Genomic DNA, 14,091 nt, shown 5'->3' with positions numbered 1-14,091 from the left:
GGAAGCGATCCCGGCCGGAGAGTGGGCTTATTCATGGTTTTCCTCCCGCTTGCGATCGGGCAGGGTCACGGTCAGCTGGGTACCGTGTACGCAGGAGAGTTGCAGCGAGCCCCCCAGCGCCTGCACCCGCTCGCGAATGCCGAGCAGGCCGTAGCCCTGGGGCGTGCGGTGCTCGGGCAGGCCGCAGCCATCGTCTTCCAGCAGCAGGGTCAGTCGCTCCCCCTGGCGCTGGGCCCGGATGGTGACCGAGCTGGCGTTGGCGTGTTTGACCACGTTGTTGAGCCCCTCCTGACAGACCCGAAACAGGGTGACCCGCTGGGCATCGGAGAGGCCGGTGTCCGCCAGCTGCCACTCCAGCCGGGTAACGATGCCACGGCGCTCCAGCTCAAGCTCGCGCAGCAGGGCGCGCACCGCCTGCTCCAGGCTCATGTCGTCGAGCTGGCGGGGGCGCAGCCGGCCGAGCAGGCCGCGCACCGCGTCGTAGATGCCAAGCGACAGGGTCTCGATAAGGGCGCTGCTCTGGCCCACCCCGGCGTTGTCAGGCGCCAACCGGCGCGCTATGCCGGCCTGGGTGCGGATGGCGGTGATGGTCTGGCCGATGTCGTCGTGCAGCTCGCGCGCCACCTCCTTGCGGATGCTCTCTTCGGTCTCCAGCAGCCGCTCGGTGAGCTGGCGGTTGTGGGCGAGCTGGCGGGTCAGCGCCTGGTTGAGCTCGCGCTGGCGCTGGATGCCGGCGCCGAGCAGCAGGCCGGTGAGGCTCTGGGCCAGCAGGGAGAGCAGCAGATCGAGCGGGTGATCGTGCCAGGCCTGGCCGGCCATCAGCGCCACCGTGTTCATCAGGGTGGCGAGCAGGGCCCCTTGCCAGCCGTAGCGCCAGGCCATGGCGATGATGGGAATGGCCAGGCAAAACGGGGTGAAGCGCACCAGCGAGTCCGGCAGGCCGAGCTGCAGCCAGAGGCTCAGCACGAACAGCAGCAAATACCAGACCAGGTGGCGAAAGCGCCAGTCCACCGGTTGATCCACCAGCGCAGGGCCGAGCGGCACCCAGGTGGCGCGGGTGAGGTAGTGCCAGATCAGCATGCAGGTGGAGGTGAGGGTCAACCCGCCGGTGAGGGTGAGCAGCAGGGCGGTGAGGCCATCCTCGCCGGCCAGGTGCCAGAGCAGGGATTGCAGCCCGGCGGCCACCGTGACGGTGGCCAGCAGCACCAGCAGCTGCTGCCAGTCGTTGCGCACCGGCTGGCGGCGGGCGATGAGCAGCGGCAGCAGGGTGAGCAGGCTGCCCGCCTGAATGAGCGGCCACAGCGGCAGCCCCACCTCCTGGTTGAGCCAGTAGAGCAGCAGGGATTCGCACAGCAGCAGCGGTGGCCAGTAGGCGAGCGGGCTTTGCAAGAGCAGCCCCAGCCGCAGGCCGAAGGGAAACAGCAGGGCTGCCAGCATGGGGGAGCCCGCCAGATGCAGGCCAATGCTCCACAGGCAAAACCAGCCGGCGGCAAAGATGAAGCAGGCCGCCAGCGAGATGGCGACATAGCTGGCCAGACGAGCGATCACCAGCTGTCCAGCATGCGGTGGGCCAGCTCCACGTTGTTGCTGACCTTGAGCTTGTCCATCAGGTTGGCGCGGTGCACGTGCACCGTCTTGGGGGAGAGGCCGAGCTGCTCGGCGATGGCCTTCACCTCCAGTCCCCGCGCCAGCAGCTGCGCCACCTCCCGCTCCCGATTGGTGAGGGGATCCTGGCTGTTGCAGGCGAGCTTTTGGGCGATGTCCGGGGTGAGGTAACAGCCGCCGTGGGCGGCGGTGCGCACCGCGGCGATCAGCTCGTCCGGGCTGCAGCGCTTGGAGAGGAACCCCTTGGCGCCGGCCTGCAGGGCCTGCTCGATGAGGGCCGGGCTGTCGTGCACCGACAGCATCACCACGGCCAGCCCCGAGGGGAGGCGCTTGAGCAGATCCAGCCCGGATTGATCCGGCATGGAGATGTCGCACACGCACAGCTGTACCCCGCTGCCGGGCAGACCCGCCAGCGCCTCGGCGGCGGAGCCGAATTCGGCCACCACCCGCAGGTCGGGTTCGAGATTGAGCAGTTGGGCAAAACCGGAGCGGACGATCTGGTGATCGTCGATGAGGGCAATCTTAATCATGATGTCAGCCTGAAATCTGCGGCCAGGGTGCTGGCGCGGCCAACAAGATACCTGCCCCCTCGTCCCGGCTCAAGTGAAAGCGGGGCTGGAGGGCAGGATTGGCGCCACTTCTGCGGCAAAGCTTGATCGGGATCAGCTGCAGGGGCACGCCCGGCGCCGTCATGCAGGCCGGCGCGTGCCCGGGAGGGCTAGCGGTGCAGCTCGCCGGCACGCTCCGGCTGGTAGACCACCTCCAGGATCTCCACCTGGATGGTGCGACCGGCCGGGCCCGGCCAGGCGATGCTGTCACCCACCTTGAGCCCAAGCAGAGCACTGCCGACCGGGGCCAGCACGGAGATCTTCGACTCGTCTCCCTGTACGTCCCGCGGGTAGACCAGGGTCAGGCAGAATTCGTTGCCGCTGCTCTGCATCTTGAAGCGCACCGTGCTGTTCATGGTCACCACGTCCGGCGGCATGTCGGCCGGTTCGCGGATCTCGGCGCGATCCAGCTCCTCCTGCAGGGCCAGGTGCTGGGGATGGTTGCCGAGCAGCTGCTCGATGCGATCGAGATCCAGGCTGGAAATCACGAGATGTGGCTGTTTCATAAGATATTCCTTATCAATGGGTCTGATGGCCAGGATGACGGGCAAGCTGGCCGAAAAAAGAGTGTGCGATACGAAAAAACAGATCGGGAATGCGATGCCCCCAACGACTCGCTGTCAGGGGCGAGGGCGGGGGCTCAACGGGGTGTGAGCAGACTTGACAAAATCATGAGCGCTTTCATGGGGATACCATAACCATTCTGAACTGCTTTGGCAATTATCCTGACAAGCTTGTCAGGGCGCCTGGTAATCGTACTGTTTGATGATGCGCGCCAGGCTGCCGTCGTCGCGCATGGCGGCGATGGTCTGGTACCAGCGGGTCGCCTCGGCGGTTGGAAAATGGGGGCTGGCAGCCAGGTACAGGGGAGAGTGTTGCAGGGTTTCGCCGCGCACCAGATCCGCCAGCGGCAGGCCGGCCTGCTGCTGGTTGTAGCGGGCGCTGTTCCAGGCCACCGCCCAGCCCTGGATGCGGCCGAGCGCCAGCTTGTCGGCGTTGTGGATCTCCTCGGCCACCAGCGCCTGTTTCACCTGCGGATAGGGTCGCAGCAGGCTCTGGCCAAAGGAGCCGCGCATCACGCCGACGGTGAGGCCGGGCAGGGCGTTGATGGTGAGGGGGGTCGGGTGGTACTGGCGATGGCTGACCAGCACGAAGGCCTCGTCCATCAGGGGGACAATCCAGAGAAACTGAGGGTCGCGCTGGGGGCTGCGCACCGGCGGCACCAGCAAGACATTCCGGCGATAGCGGGCCTGGCTGAGGGCGCGGGCCAGCGGCATCAGCTCGATGGTCAGCGGCTCCTTGAGCCGGCGGGCGGCCTCTTCCAGCACCTCGATGACCATGCCGCTCGGGGCCCCCTGATTGGAGCGGATCACATAAGGCGGGATCTCGGCGGCGATGACCACCACGGCCCGGGCCGGCAGGGCGGAAAAGAGCAGGGAGCAAAACAGCAGCAGGAGAGCGGAAATTCGCATGGCAGACCTGATCCGGGATGAGTACACAGAGTGTACCACCCCGTCGGCACAAGTCAGCCCACCCTGTTCGGGGCGTCCCGTCAGTCGAAGAAATCTCGCAGATCCAGGGTCTGGTAGCCCTCCAGCTGCTGCCAGGGCAGGGCTTTGGGCAGGGATTTGAGGGTCACCTCCATCCGGTAGCTGCGATAGCCGTCGAGGCTGGCCGACTCCACCACCAGCGGCAGCTGCCAGCGGCTCGACCAGAGGATGCGGGTGCGCTGCTTGCCCTCGCGCTTCCCATACCAGCGCGCCTGCTCGGGGGCCGCCTCGTCGAGGGGGGTCATCTCCTGCAGCAGGGCCGGGTTGATGAGGTGGCGGATCCTGGGCCAGTCGGGCTTGAAGGCCACCTGGCCATACTCCTCCTCCGGTACCTCCACCAGCTGGTTGTGCCAGTTGTCGGCGTAGCGCAGCTGCAGCTCATCCTGCTGGTTGCGGGTCACCCAGCGCGCCGCCATCTGGTGGGTAAAGTGCTTGTGGCCCGGGGTGGCATCGTGGGCGGCGTGGTAGGCACGGGCCAGGGGGAGGGGAATGAGCCGCTGGCTCCACACCTGGTCGCCGACCCGCAGCCACTTCTCCTGCCACTGGCTCTCCTTGCTGATGCCGTCGCTGCTGGTCACCCTGTCCTGATAGCGGATGCGGGCAGCCAGGTCGGGGACTTCATCGGCCAGGAGGGAAAAAGAGAGGCTGCAACCAAGCAGCCACAAGGGTAATAAATATCGCATCATGCCGTCTCGCTCGAGCGAGCAGGGCCCGGCATCTGGCCGGGCCCTGTCGTTTACAGACCGAGCGCCTCCTTGAGCTTGCCGAACACCTTGGTGTTATCCAGCGTCCCCTTGAAGCGGCTGCTGCCGGCGCCGTCGGCAAACAGCATCACATCGCCGCCGCCGTGGGTCTCGGAGCCCAGCTTGACCCCGGTCTCTTGCAGGTAGTCGTCCGCCATCACCTGATCGCTGGTGAGGGTGGGGCGCACGTCGGCGCGGTTGGGGCCGTTGCCGAACACCAGGGTAGTGAACGGCTTGCCATCCACATCGTTCTGGGTCGAGCCGTCGCCATTTTTCACCAGGTCCAGCACCTTGTTGCCCTTGGCGGAGTAGCCGTTGATGGTCATGGTGTGGTCATGGTCGGCGGTGACCACGATCAGGGTATCTTTCAGATCCACCTTGCCGAGCGCCGTCTTGACCGCCTCGTCCAGCGCCACCGCGTCGGTGAGCGAGCGCTTGGCATTGGTGCCGTGCAGGGCGTGATCGATGCGACCCCCTTCCACCATCAGGAAGTAACCCTGACTGTTCTGGCTGAGTAGATCGATCGCCTTGGCGGTCATCTCCGAAAGAGAGGGCTGGGTGCTTGCCGCCCCCTTGGCGACCCGGTCCAGCTCGTAGTCGAGGTGGGACTTGGCGCTGAACAGCCCAAGCACCTTGCCCGAGTTGACGCCAGCCAGATCATCTTTGGTGGTGACGTAGTGGTAGCCCTGGGCAGTCAGCTCGGCGGTGAGATCCCGTCCGTCGGCGCGACCGCCCTTGTTGCTGGTGCTGTTGTAGGGCGTCCAGTGGTTGGCGCCGCCTCCCATCAGCACGTCGACCCCATCCCCCAGCGCGGTGTTGAAGCCGGCACCGCCCGGTACCGCCTGCTCGGCGATGGCGTAGGCAGCGTCCCGATGGCAGATGTGGGAGTAGGTGGCGGCCGGGGTGGCATGGGTCAGCTCGGTGGTGGTGACGGCCCCCACCGACTTGCCGGCTGCCTTGGCCAGTTCGAGAATGGTGGGCACCGGCTTGCCGTTGTCGCTGGTGCAGTTGTTGATGCCTTTGTTGCCGTTGACGTCCTTGCCGGGCGCGACGGCCTTGGTGTCGCTGCTCATGGCGATCACCTCGTTGTTCATCTTGACCCCGGTGGTGTAGGCCGCCATGGAGGGGGCCGAGTCGGTGGTCTGGGCGTCGTTGGAGAAGGTCTTGATGCGGGCGCTGCGGGCCAGCTTCATTATCTCCAGATTGCCCTCTTCCCCCACCTTGTAGAGGCGGGTGGCGGTGAGCACCGTGGGGCCCATGCCGTCGCCGATAAACAGGATAACGTTCTTGGCGTCGCTGGCCTGTGCCTGGGCCGCGCCGCCGAGGGCGGCCAGCAGGGCAGTGCTGATCAGGGTTTTATGCAGTTTTTGTTTCATGGCGCTTTTCATGGGAATGCTCCTTACAGCCCGGCCGCAGCCTTGACCTTGCCGAACACGGCGGTGTTGTCGAGTGAGCCGTGGAAGCTCTCCGCTCCCTGGCCGATGGCGCCGAGGAAGACGTCGGTGCCGCCGTGAGTCTCGTTGCCTATCTCGCCTACCTTGACCACCACCTCCTGGTGATAGTCGTTGGCAGAGACGGTGGCGTCGTCCAGCGGTGCCACACTGCTGCGCGGACCATCCACCCGGTTGTAGCCGTTGCCAAAGCCGATGATGGTGTAGGGCATGCCGTCGGCATCCTTGCTCGGTTCGCCGGTTTCGTAGTTCTTCACCAGCCCGAGTACGCCGGGGTTGTCGGCGGTGGTCTTGCCGGTCCGCTTGGCGTAGCCGTTCAGCACCAAGGTGTGGTCATGGTCGGCGGTGACCACGATCAGGGTGTTTTTCAGCTCGGGGTCGGTTTTCTTCACCTCGTCGATGGTCGCCTTGATGGCGTTGTCGAAGGCGAGGGTGTCCTGCAGGGCACGCTTGGCGTTGGTGTCGTGCAGGGCGTGGTCGATGCGCCCCCCTTCCACCATCAGGAAGTAGCCCTGTTTCTTGTCCTTGAGCTGCTTGATGGCGGCCAGGGTCATCTGGGTCAGGGAAGGCTCGCTGGCGGGTCGGTCCAGGTCATATTTCATGTGGCTTGAGCCAAACAGTCCCAGCAACGGCTTGCTCGCATCGGCCTGGTTCAGCTCGTCCAGGGTTGCGGCAAACTGGTAGCCCTTGGCCTTCATCTCGTCGATGAGGTTGCGGCCATCCTCGCGCTTGCCCTTGTCGGCCTTGGGCAAGAAGAAGCTGCTGCCGCCGCCGAGTACCACGTCCACCCCCTCTTTGAGAGCGCTGTTGTAACCGGCGCCGCCAGGTACCAGCTGGGCGGCGATGTCCGCTTCCAGATCCCGGTTGCAGAGGTGGGCATAGGTGGCGGCCGGGGTGGCGTGGGTCACCCGGGTGGTGGTGACCACGCCGGTGCCGCGGCCGGCGGCCTTGGCCAGCTCCAGCAAGGTGGTGACCGGCTTGCCGGCGCTCTTGCTGCAGTCGTTCTCCTGGGTGGCATCGCCGTCCATGCTGATGACACCGTTGTTGCTCTTGACCCCGGTCATGTAGGCGGACATGGAGGGGGCCGAGTCGGTCACCTGGGCGTCGTGGGAGAAGGTCTTGATGAAGGCCGTCTCCGGCAGGGTATCGATGGTGAGGCTGCCCTCTTCACCGACGCCGTAGATGCGGGCGGCGGTCAGGGTGTTGAGACCCATGCCGTCGCCGAGGAAGAAGATCACGTTCTTGGCGCCGGGGGCGGGCGCACTGCTGTCGTTGTTGGAGTTGCAGCCGGCGGCCAGGGCGGCGCCGATCATCAATGCAAGTCCTGCCATCTTTCTCATTGGGGTTCGCTCCTTGTAAAACCTGAGCGCAGCCTAGAGGTCGCAGATGACACTTTTAGTGAAACTGGATGACAATCCGATGAAGGTGTTGCGTGAATGTTATGTTGTATCAATAGCTTATCTATCAATAGCCAGGGCTGGCCAGATCGGCTGACGCGGGGAGAGTGCGGGCGAAAATCTGGCCGGTTTGCCGGCTGGCGGTTAGAATGGCCTGTCAAATCGGGGCGGGTGCAGGTAAAATGCGCCCCCTTGCGACGCCCTGCGTCCGCCATCGCCCGCCGCTCGCGCCACCGCAAGCCCGCGCCCGCAGTCCCTAGATGAGAGTAACGGATATGTCCATCAACTGGTTCCCCGGCCACATGCACAAGGCCCGCAAAGAGATTGCCGAGGTCATGCCCCAGGTCGATGTCATCATAGAGATGCTCGACGCCCGCATCCCCTTCTCCAGCGAAAACCCGCTGGTGCCCGAGCTGCGCGGCGATACTCCGGTGATCAAGGTGCTCAACAAGGCGGATCTCGCCGACCCCGAGATCACCGCGCTGTGGGTGGCCCACATGGAACAGGAAAAGGGGATCAAGGCGCTGCCCCTGACCCAGCAGGAGCCGGAGAAGATCAAGCAGCTGCTGACCCTCTGCCACGAGATGCTGCCGGAGCGCAATCTGGAGCTGCGCGGCGTGCGCGCCATGATCATGGGCATTCCCAACGTGGGAAAATCCACCCTGATCAACACCCTGGCGGGGCGCATCATCGCCCGCACCGGCAACGAGGCGGGGGTGACCAAGTCCCAGCAGCGGATCAAGCTCGACAACAACGTCATCCTGACCGACACCCCGGGCTTCTTGTGGCCCAAACTCAACCCCCCCTCCTGCGGTTATCGGCTAGCCATCACGGCCGCCATCAAGGACACCGTCTATGACTACGCGGACATCGCCATGTTCGCCGCTGACTACTTCCTCAAGGCCTATCCGGAGCGGATCCAGGCGCGCTATCAGATTGACGCACTGCCCGAGACCGAGATCGAGCTGCTGGATCTGATTGCCCGTCAGCGCGGCTTCATGCGCAAGGGGGGGCTGTCGGATCTGCACAAGGCGTCCGAGATCCTGGTCAACGAGTTCCGTTCCGGCCTGCTTGGCCGCATCTCGCTGGAGACCCCGCAGATGGTGAGCAGCGAGATCGTGGAGGCCGATGCCGAGGCCGAACAGAAGGCCAAGGAGAAGGCGGAGCGGGAAGAGGAGCGCCAGGCGCGGGCCCGCCGCAAGTACGCCAAGAAGCGTCAGCGCTGACCGGCCTTGTGCCAGGTATAAAGAAGAGGCGACCCGGGGTCGCCTCTTCTCGTTATGGCGTCCTGGATTGAGGGGGAGGCCAAGAGGCCGACAGGCAACCGGCATCTGCCCGTCATCATGGCCAAAGAGTCCGTGAATCAAGGGGATAAGCCAGGCGCCGAACCGTGCCATGCTGCACCGCACCAGCAGCATTTGATAAAACCTTTCGATCCTGCTTTCAGTGCCGATTGACAATGGCATTGGCGGTGGCATGATGCGCTCGCATTTTGACTCTCCTCGCGGTTTTACCCATGACCATATACACCCGGCCAGTGCTGTTATTGCTCTGTGGCCTGCTGCTGCTGACCCTCTCCATCGCGGTGCTCAATACCCTGGTACCGCTCTGGCTTGCCCATGAACAGCTGCCGACCTGGCAGGTGGGCATGGTCGGCTCCTCCTATTTCAGCGGCAACCTGCTGGGCACCCTGCTGGCGGGCACCCTGATCAGGCGCTGCGGCTTCAACCGCAGCTATTACCTGGCCTCCGCCCTCTTTGCTGCCGGTTGTGTCGGGCTCGGCATTACCCTTGATTTCTGGAGCTGGCTCGGCTGGCGATTTATCGCCGGTATCGGCTGCGCCATGATCTGGGTGGTGGTGGAGAGCGCGCTGATGTGCAGCGGCAACGCGCACAATCGGGGCCGTCTGCTGGCCGCCTACATGATGGTCTACTACCTGGGCACAGTGCTCGGCCAGCTCTTGGTCAGCAAGTTGCCGACCGGCCTGATGGAGGTACTGCCCTGGGCGAGTGGGCTGATCCTGGCGGCTATTCTGCCGCTGTTGTTCACCCGCATCGTCAGTGAGCGCAGCGAAGCGCAGGGCTCAACCCGGGTCTGGTCCATGTTGCGGCTGCGTCAGGCACGGCTCGGGGTCGATGGCTGCATCATCTCCGGCATCGTGCTGGGCTCCCTCTACGGCCTGATGCCGCTCTACCTGAATCATCAGGGGGTGAGCGATGCCGGCATTGGTTACTGGATGGCGGTGATGGTGAGTGCCGGCATCCTGGGGCAGTGGCCGGTGGGTCGGCTGGCGGACAGGTTCGGTCGCCTGCCGGTGCTGCGGGTGCAGGTGCTGGTGGTGATCCTGGGGTGCGGGGCCATGCTCGGCGGCGTGGCGATGGGGCCGGCGTTGTTCATCCTGGGCGCCGCCGGGTTTACCCTCTATCCGGTGGCCATGGCGTGGGCCTGCGAGAAGGTCGAGCACCATCAGCTGGTGGCCATGAACCAGGCGCTGCTGCTGAGCTACACCATCGGCAGTCTGCTCGGCCCGGCCTATACCGCACTCCTGATGCAGCACCTTTCGGACAATCTGCTGTTCATCATGATCGCCGGTGTGGCCTTGCTCTACCTGCTGATGTTGCTGCGCCCCATGGGGAAACACTCGACACCGGTGGCCCACGCCTGAACTGTGGTCGGTGGCAGGACACCATCCTCGCTTCTCGATAGGGGGCTGGATGGCACGCATATAAAGCAGAGGCGGCCCAGGGGCCGCCTTGTTGTTTGCAACGGTGACCAGGCAGAGATCAATGGCTAGCCGTAGCGCCTGTGCGCCTCTTCAAACAAGGACATATGCAGCGGGATCAGCTGTTGCCAGTCACGGCGGTAGCCGCCGCCCGGTACGGCGGCAATGGGCAGCCCGTGCCGTTGTGCGCAGTCAAAGACCATGGCATCGCGCTGGCGCACCCCCTCATTACTCAAGGAGAGATAGCCAAGTTCGTCGGCATGATGCACGTCCACCCCGGCCTGATAGAGGATGAGGTCGGGGGCGTAGAGCCGCAACGCCAGATTGAGCGCCTCTGCCAGCGTGGTGAGGTAGGCATCGTCCTCCATGCCGCTTGGCAGGGGGAAATCCATGTGGGAGGCGGGCTTGTGGCGGGGAAAGTTGTGCTCCCCGTGCAGGGAGAGGGTGATGATGTCGCGCCGATCCTGGCACAGGGCGGCACTGCCATCCCCCTGATGGACATCGAGATCGACGATCAGTACCTGTTCGCAGCGCCCTTCGTCCAGACAGGTCTGTGCGGCGATCACCAGATCGTTGAACAGGCAAAAGCCGCTGCCAACGTCCCGGTGGGCGTGGTGATAGCCACCGGAGATCTGCAGGCCGCAGCCTTGCACGAGGGCGTGTCGGCTGGCGGCAAGGGTGGCCCCCACCGAGCGCAGGGTACGTTCAATCAGCACGGGGGACCAGGGAAACCCCAGCTGGCGAATAGCACCCGCATCCAGGGTGCCGGTGAGGGCCGCTTCCACATAGGCCGCATCGTGCACTCTCTCTATCTGGGCGCGACTGGCGGGCGCGGCCTCTGCCAGCGGATAACCCAGGTTTCCCAGCTGTTCGAACAGCGCCTGGTATTTAGCCAGCGGAAAACGATGGCGCGCTGGCAGGGTCAGGGCGGAGTAGAGGGGATGATGGAAGATGCGCAGTGACATGAAGGCTGGGCCTTGGCAAATGGGTAGATATGAAAAAGGGGAGCCAGGCTCCCCTTGTCATGCCCGATAATTCGGGACGAACAGATGCAATTACTGCTGCTGGATCACCCAGATCTGGAAGGCTTTGCGGGTCTCCGCATCGGCCTTGTTGTACCAGTTTTGCAGCTGGGTCAGGGCTTCCGGATTGCTCTGGGCCTTGCTCGGGGCGACCTGAACCGGGGCGCTGTTGGCGGCCATGACGGCAGCGGTAGAGACAGCGACAGTCTTGGGCTGGTTGAACGCCTTGCCCATGTTGATCAGCTCCTGCTGATAGTCACGGGTCAGCTGGAAGCCTTCTACCTTCGGCAGCACGAACTGCTCGGTGGTGACGACCTGGCCGCTGCTCTTGTCTTTGAGCGCGACTTTCTGTTCCTTGACGAACTGGTTGGCTTCGGATTCGTTGCGCGGCTTCTTGTAGTCCAGCACCAGTTTCTGGTTGTCGGCGGCGGTGAAGTTGATCACCAGCGGCTCGGCAGTGACCAGCTTGGTGTCGCTGCGGCTGGAGTAGTTGCCTTCGAAGGCGACGACCAGTTGGTGCTTGCCGGCTTTGATAGGATAGGTACTCGTCTTGTCGAGCAGCTTGGGATTGATGGATTGGCCATCGATCAGCTGCACCACATAGGGGTTATTCACTTCCAGTTGGGCATCGGCCAGGGCACTACCTGCCCACAACAGACCAGCCAAGGCTGGCACCAGAACAGTCAGTTTCATTTCATCTCCTTGAACAGTCAGGCGAGTGCCCACTGAAAAACAGGGGCTCATTTTTGCAGGTTTGCCAGAGGGCGGCAATAGGCGTTTATGGCGCCCCTGTCGCGTCTGGGCTCGGGCTTTCCCGAAGCAAACTCATCGGGCCAGTGGGGTTGGCTACCCTGGTCAACCCCGGCGTTACTCAATCCGGCGTCGAAATGGCGGCAGGGCATCGAGCAGCCCCTTGCCGTAGCGTTTGGTCAGCAGACGGCGATCGAGAATGGTGACCCGGCCCCTGTCCGCCTCTTTGCGAATGAGGCGACCACAGGCCTGGATGAGCTTGCGCGACGCCTCTGGCACCGTCAGCTGCAAGAAGGGATTACCGCCCCGTTTCTCGACCCACTCGGCGGTAGCCTCTTCCACCGGCGAGTTGGGGACCGCGAACGGCAACTTGGTAATCACCAGGTTGGTGAGGTAGTGACCGGGCAGATCCAGCCCTTCCGAGAAGCTGCCGGTGCCAAACAGTATGCTGGCCTGGCCGCCATCGCATTTTTGTTTGTGCAGGGTGAGCAGGGCGTTGCGGGAGGCTTCCCCTTGCACCAGCAGGGAGAGCCCCTTGGCCCGCAGCCCCACCGCCACCTCGTTCATCTGCCGGTAGGAGGAGAAGAGCACCAGGCTCGCCTCCTTGCCGGCCAGCAGACGGGGCAGGATGCTGACGAGCTCCTGGGTGAAGGCGGGGGCACTGGGCTCGTGCTCCATCCTGGGCAGATAGAGTTCGGCCTTCTGGTAATCGAAGGGGGAGCGCAGGCGCAGATAGCGGGTACCATCGTGCTCTTTGAGCCCCACCTGGTGGCGGAAATAGCTGAAGGAGGAGAGGGCGGTCAGGGTCGCCGATACCAGCACGGCGCCAAGACATCTGGACCAGAGCCACTCCTCCAGCAGGTAGCCCACTTCGATGGGGGAGGCGTGCAGCCAGATGTCGCCGTCATCGCTCTTGACCATCCAGCGGGCCAGCGGCGTCTTGCCTTCTGCCACGTGCCGCCCCAGCATCTCCCACAGGGCGCAGAAACCCTCCAGCCGCTGCAGATAGAAGCCGCTCTCCGCCAGCAGGGGCTCGGCCTCCTTGCGACGGATCTCGCCATCCTTCAGCGCCTCGCCGATGGCGCCCTGCATCCTGTCCAGCGCTCGCAGTGCCTTCTTGCTCGCCTCCTTGAGGTTCTCCGCCAGCATGGGCAGGGGGTCGGGCAAGACACCATCGGCGAAGCGGTACTGTTTTTCTTCATTGAACAAGCGGTCGTTGGCGGCGAGCCACTGCTCCAGCGCCTTCAGATCCGGCTGCAGGGAGGCCAGCGCGTCCTGCAGCTTGAGCTGGGGATCGAGCAGGCTCTCCTTGTTGAGGGTTCTGGCCAGCTTGCCTGCCCCCTGCGCCAGCTTCTCCAGCCAGCGGCGTGACCCCTTGACGCTGGCCGAGGCGGCGCCGTGATCCCGGGCTATGGTGGGCAAGTGATGGGCCTCGTCCAGCACATAGAGGCACTCGTCCGGCGGCGGTAGGATAATGCCGCCCCCCATGGTGAGGTCGGAGAGCAGCAGGGCGTGGTTGACCACCAGCACGTCGGCCGCATCCATGTCGTTGCGGGCGCGGTGGAAGGGGCAGTGTTGATGATGAGTCAGCGCCTTGTTGCAGGTGTGGCGGTCGGCGGCGATACGATCCCAGCAGTTATCGTTGATGGGTTTGGGCCAGTTGTCCCGATCACCGTCCCACTTGCCTTCCGTGTAGGCCTGCCACAACGCCTGATAGCAATCCTTGTCGGCGTCTGACGGCTTGTGTTTGCTGAGGGCTCCGAAGTCGAACTCGAAGTTGGCCATCTCGCTGCCGCTGGCGGCCTGCTCCAGCAGGTGTTCGCAGCAATAGCGCTGGCGCCCCTTGACCAGCATGAAACGAAACGGCAGCTCGCTGTGGCGATGATAGAAGGGGAGGTCTTTGTGGATCAGCTGCTCCTGCAGCGCTACGGTGGCGGTGGAGATCACCAGCTTCTTTTGAGTAAGGCGAGCCACCGGGATGGCCCCCTGAGCATAAGAGAGGGACTTGCCGATACCGGTGCCGGCTTCGGCCACCAGGATGCGACGCTGTTTGTCATACTCCCCGGTCAGCGTCTTGGCTATTTCGGCCACCAGAAAATTCTGCTCCTTGCGCGGCACAAAACCGGGTAAACCATCGGCAATCTGCCGATAGGTATTGCGAATGGTGGTTTTGAGACGGGTAGACAGCATGAAGAAAATGACCGTTGCACAGGGTGAAGGAAGACAGGATACCTGCAACCGGC

General features: G+C 64.1%; 12 protein-coding genes. 2 read left to right on the top strand and 10 right to left on the bottom strand.

Annotated features, from left to right (window positions below):
* Positions 1 to 27: 27 nt before the first annotated feature.
* The 7 genes from uhpB to I6L38_RS11400 all read right to left on the bottom strand — a co-directional run bounded on the left by uhpB (position 28) and on the right by I6L38_RS11400 (position 7,297).
* Positions 28 to 1,548, bottom strand: coding sequence for a signal transduction histidine-protein kinase/phosphatase UhpB (gene uhpB / locus I6L38_RS11430; RefSeq protein ID WP_095592422.1), 1,521 nt, complete (start codon positions 1,546 to 1,548; stop codon positions 28 to 30).
* The gene (uhpA, locus tag I6L38_RS11425; RefSeq protein WP_005302722.1) at positions 1,545 to 2,135 is read right to left on the bottom strand and encodes a transcriptional regulator UhpA; all 591 of its coding nucleotides are present in this window, start codon (positions 2,133 to 2,135) and stop codon (positions 1,545 to 1,547) included. Before uhpA ends, uhpB begins: the two co-directional genes overlap by 4 nt.
* Positions 2,136 to 2,323: 188 nt before the next feature.
* Positions 2,324 to 2,719, bottom strand: a complete 396-nt coding sequence (rnk, locus tag I6L38_RS11420; protein ID WP_005302721.1) for a nucleoside diphosphate kinase regulator — start codon at positions 2,717 to 2,719, stop codon at positions 2,324 to 2,326.
* 231 nt (positions 2,720 to 2,950) lie between these two features.
* Positions 2,951 to 3,685 (bottom strand): ABC transporter substrate-binding protein, encoded by a 735-nt coding sequence (locus I6L38_RS11415; RefSeq protein WP_005302720.1) that lies wholly within the window; start codon positions 3,683 to 3,685, stop codon positions 2,951 to 2,953.
* 80 nt (positions 3,686 to 3,765) lie between these two features.
* Positions 3,766 to 4,449 (bottom strand): hypothetical protein, encoded by a 684-nt coding sequence (locus I6L38_RS11410; RefSeq protein WP_216988491.1) that lies wholly within the window; start codon positions 4,447 to 4,449, stop codon positions 3,766 to 3,768.
* 50 nt (positions 4,450 to 4,499) lie between these two features.
* On the bottom strand, positions 4,500 to 5,894 hold the full coding sequence (locus tag I6L38_RS11405) for an alkaline phosphatase (protein WP_005302718.1): 1,395 nt from the start codon (positions 5,892 to 5,894) through the stop codon (positions 4,500 to 4,502).
* A gap of 11 nt (positions 5,895 to 5,905) precedes the next feature.
* A complete protein-coding gene (locus I6L38_RS11400) occupies positions 5,906 to 7,297 on the bottom strand; it encodes an alkaline phosphatase (RefSeq protein WP_201891973.1) in 1,392 nt (463 codons plus the stop codon).
* A 332-nt stretch (positions 7,298 to 7,629) separates the two neighbouring features.
* On the opposite strand from I6L38_RS11400, the gene ylqF reads away from it, so the two are divergent.
* Positions 7,630 to 8,580, top strand: a complete 951-nt coding sequence (gene ylqF / locus I6L38_RS11395) for a ribosome biogenesis GTPase YlqF (protein ID WP_010633500.1) — start codon at positions 7,630 to 7,632, stop codon at positions 8,578 to 8,580.
* Between the two features lie 290 nt (positions 8,581 to 8,870).
* A complete protein-coding gene (locus tag I6L38_RS11390; protein WP_017778538.1) occupies positions 8,871 to 10,019 on the top strand; it encodes an MFS transporter in 1,149 nt (382 codons plus the stop codon).
* Positions 10,020 to 10,144: 125 nt separating this feature from the next.
* Here I6L38_RS11390 and I6L38_RS11385 read toward each other — a convergent pair whose 3' ends face one another.
* The 3 genes from I6L38_RS11385 to dinG all read right to left on the bottom strand — a co-directional run bounded on the left by I6L38_RS11385 (position 10,145) and on the right by dinG (position 14,038).
* On the bottom strand, positions 10,145 to 11,041 hold the full coding sequence (locus tag I6L38_RS11385; RefSeq protein WP_216988490.1) for a histone deacetylase: 897 nt from the start codon (positions 11,039 to 11,041) through the stop codon (positions 10,145 to 10,147).
* 90 nt (positions 11,042 to 11,131) lie between these two features.
* Entirely contained in the window at positions 11,132 to 11,791 is a 660-nt protein-coding gene (locus tag I6L38_RS11380; RefSeq protein WP_010633503.1) for a DUF2057 domain-containing protein, read from the bottom strand.
* Positions 11,792 to 11,965: 174 nt separating this feature from the next.
* Positions 11,966 to 14,038 carry an ATP-dependent DNA helicase DinG gene (gene dinG, locus I6L38_RS11375; protein WP_216988489.1) on the bottom strand — a complete coding sequence of 691 codons (2,073 nt, stop codon included), beginning with the start codon at positions 14,036 to 14,038 and terminating at the stop codon, positions 11,966 to 11,968.
* Positions 14,039 to 14,091 lie beyond the last annotated feature (53 nt).

The sequence above is a fragment of the Aeromonas sp. FDAARGOS 1408 genome (assembly GCF_019048665.1).
Lineage (GTDB): Bacteria > Pseudomonadota > Gammaproteobacteria > Enterobacterales > Aeromonadaceae > Aeromonas > Aeromonas dhakensis.
Note: the sequence above shows the minus strand (reverse complement) of the source record. Positions and strands in the feature narration are given on the sequence as shown.

Coding starts and splice junctions, on each gene's coding strand:
- uhpA (WP_005302722.1), bottom strand. CDS start 2,135: ATGATTAAGATTGCCCTCATCGACGATCACCAGATCGTCCGCTCCGGT.
- rnk (WP_005302721.1), bottom strand. CDS start 2,719: ATGAAACAGCCACATCTCGTGATTTCCAGCCTGGATCTCGATCGCATC.
- I6L38_RS11415 (WP_005302720.1), bottom strand. CDS start 3,685: ATGCGAATTTCCGCTCTCCTGCTGCTGTTTTGCTCCCTGCTCTTTTCC.
- I6L38_RS11410 (WP_216988491.1), bottom strand. CDS start 4,449: ATGATGCGATATTTATTACCCTTGTGGCTGCTTGGTTGCAGCCTCTCT.
- I6L38_RS11405 (WP_005302718.1), bottom strand. CDS start 5,894: ATGAAAAGCGCCATGAAACAAAAACTGCATAAAACCCTGATCAGCACT.
- I6L38_RS11400 (WP_201891973.1), bottom strand. CDS start 7,297: ATGAGAAAGATGGCAGGACTTGCATTGATGATCGGCGCCGCCCTGGCC.
- ylqF (WP_010633500.1), top strand. CDS start 7,630: ATGTCCATCAACTGGTTCCCCGGCCACATGCACAAGGCCCGCAAAGAG.
- I6L38_RS11390 (WP_017778538.1), top strand. CDS start 8,871: ATGACCATATACACCCGGCCAGTGCTGTTATTGCTCTGTGGCCTGCTG.
- I6L38_RS11385 (WP_216988490.1), bottom strand. CDS start 11,041: ATGTCACTGCGCATCTTCCATCATCCCCTCTACTCCGCCCTGACCCTG.
- I6L38_RS11380 (WP_010633503.1), bottom strand. CDS start 11,791: ATGAAACTGACTGTTCTGGTGCCAGCCTTGGCTGGTCTGTTGTGGGCA.
- dinG (WP_216988489.1), bottom strand. CDS start 14,038: ATGCTGTCTACCCGTCTCAAAACCACCATTCGCAATACCTATCGGCAG.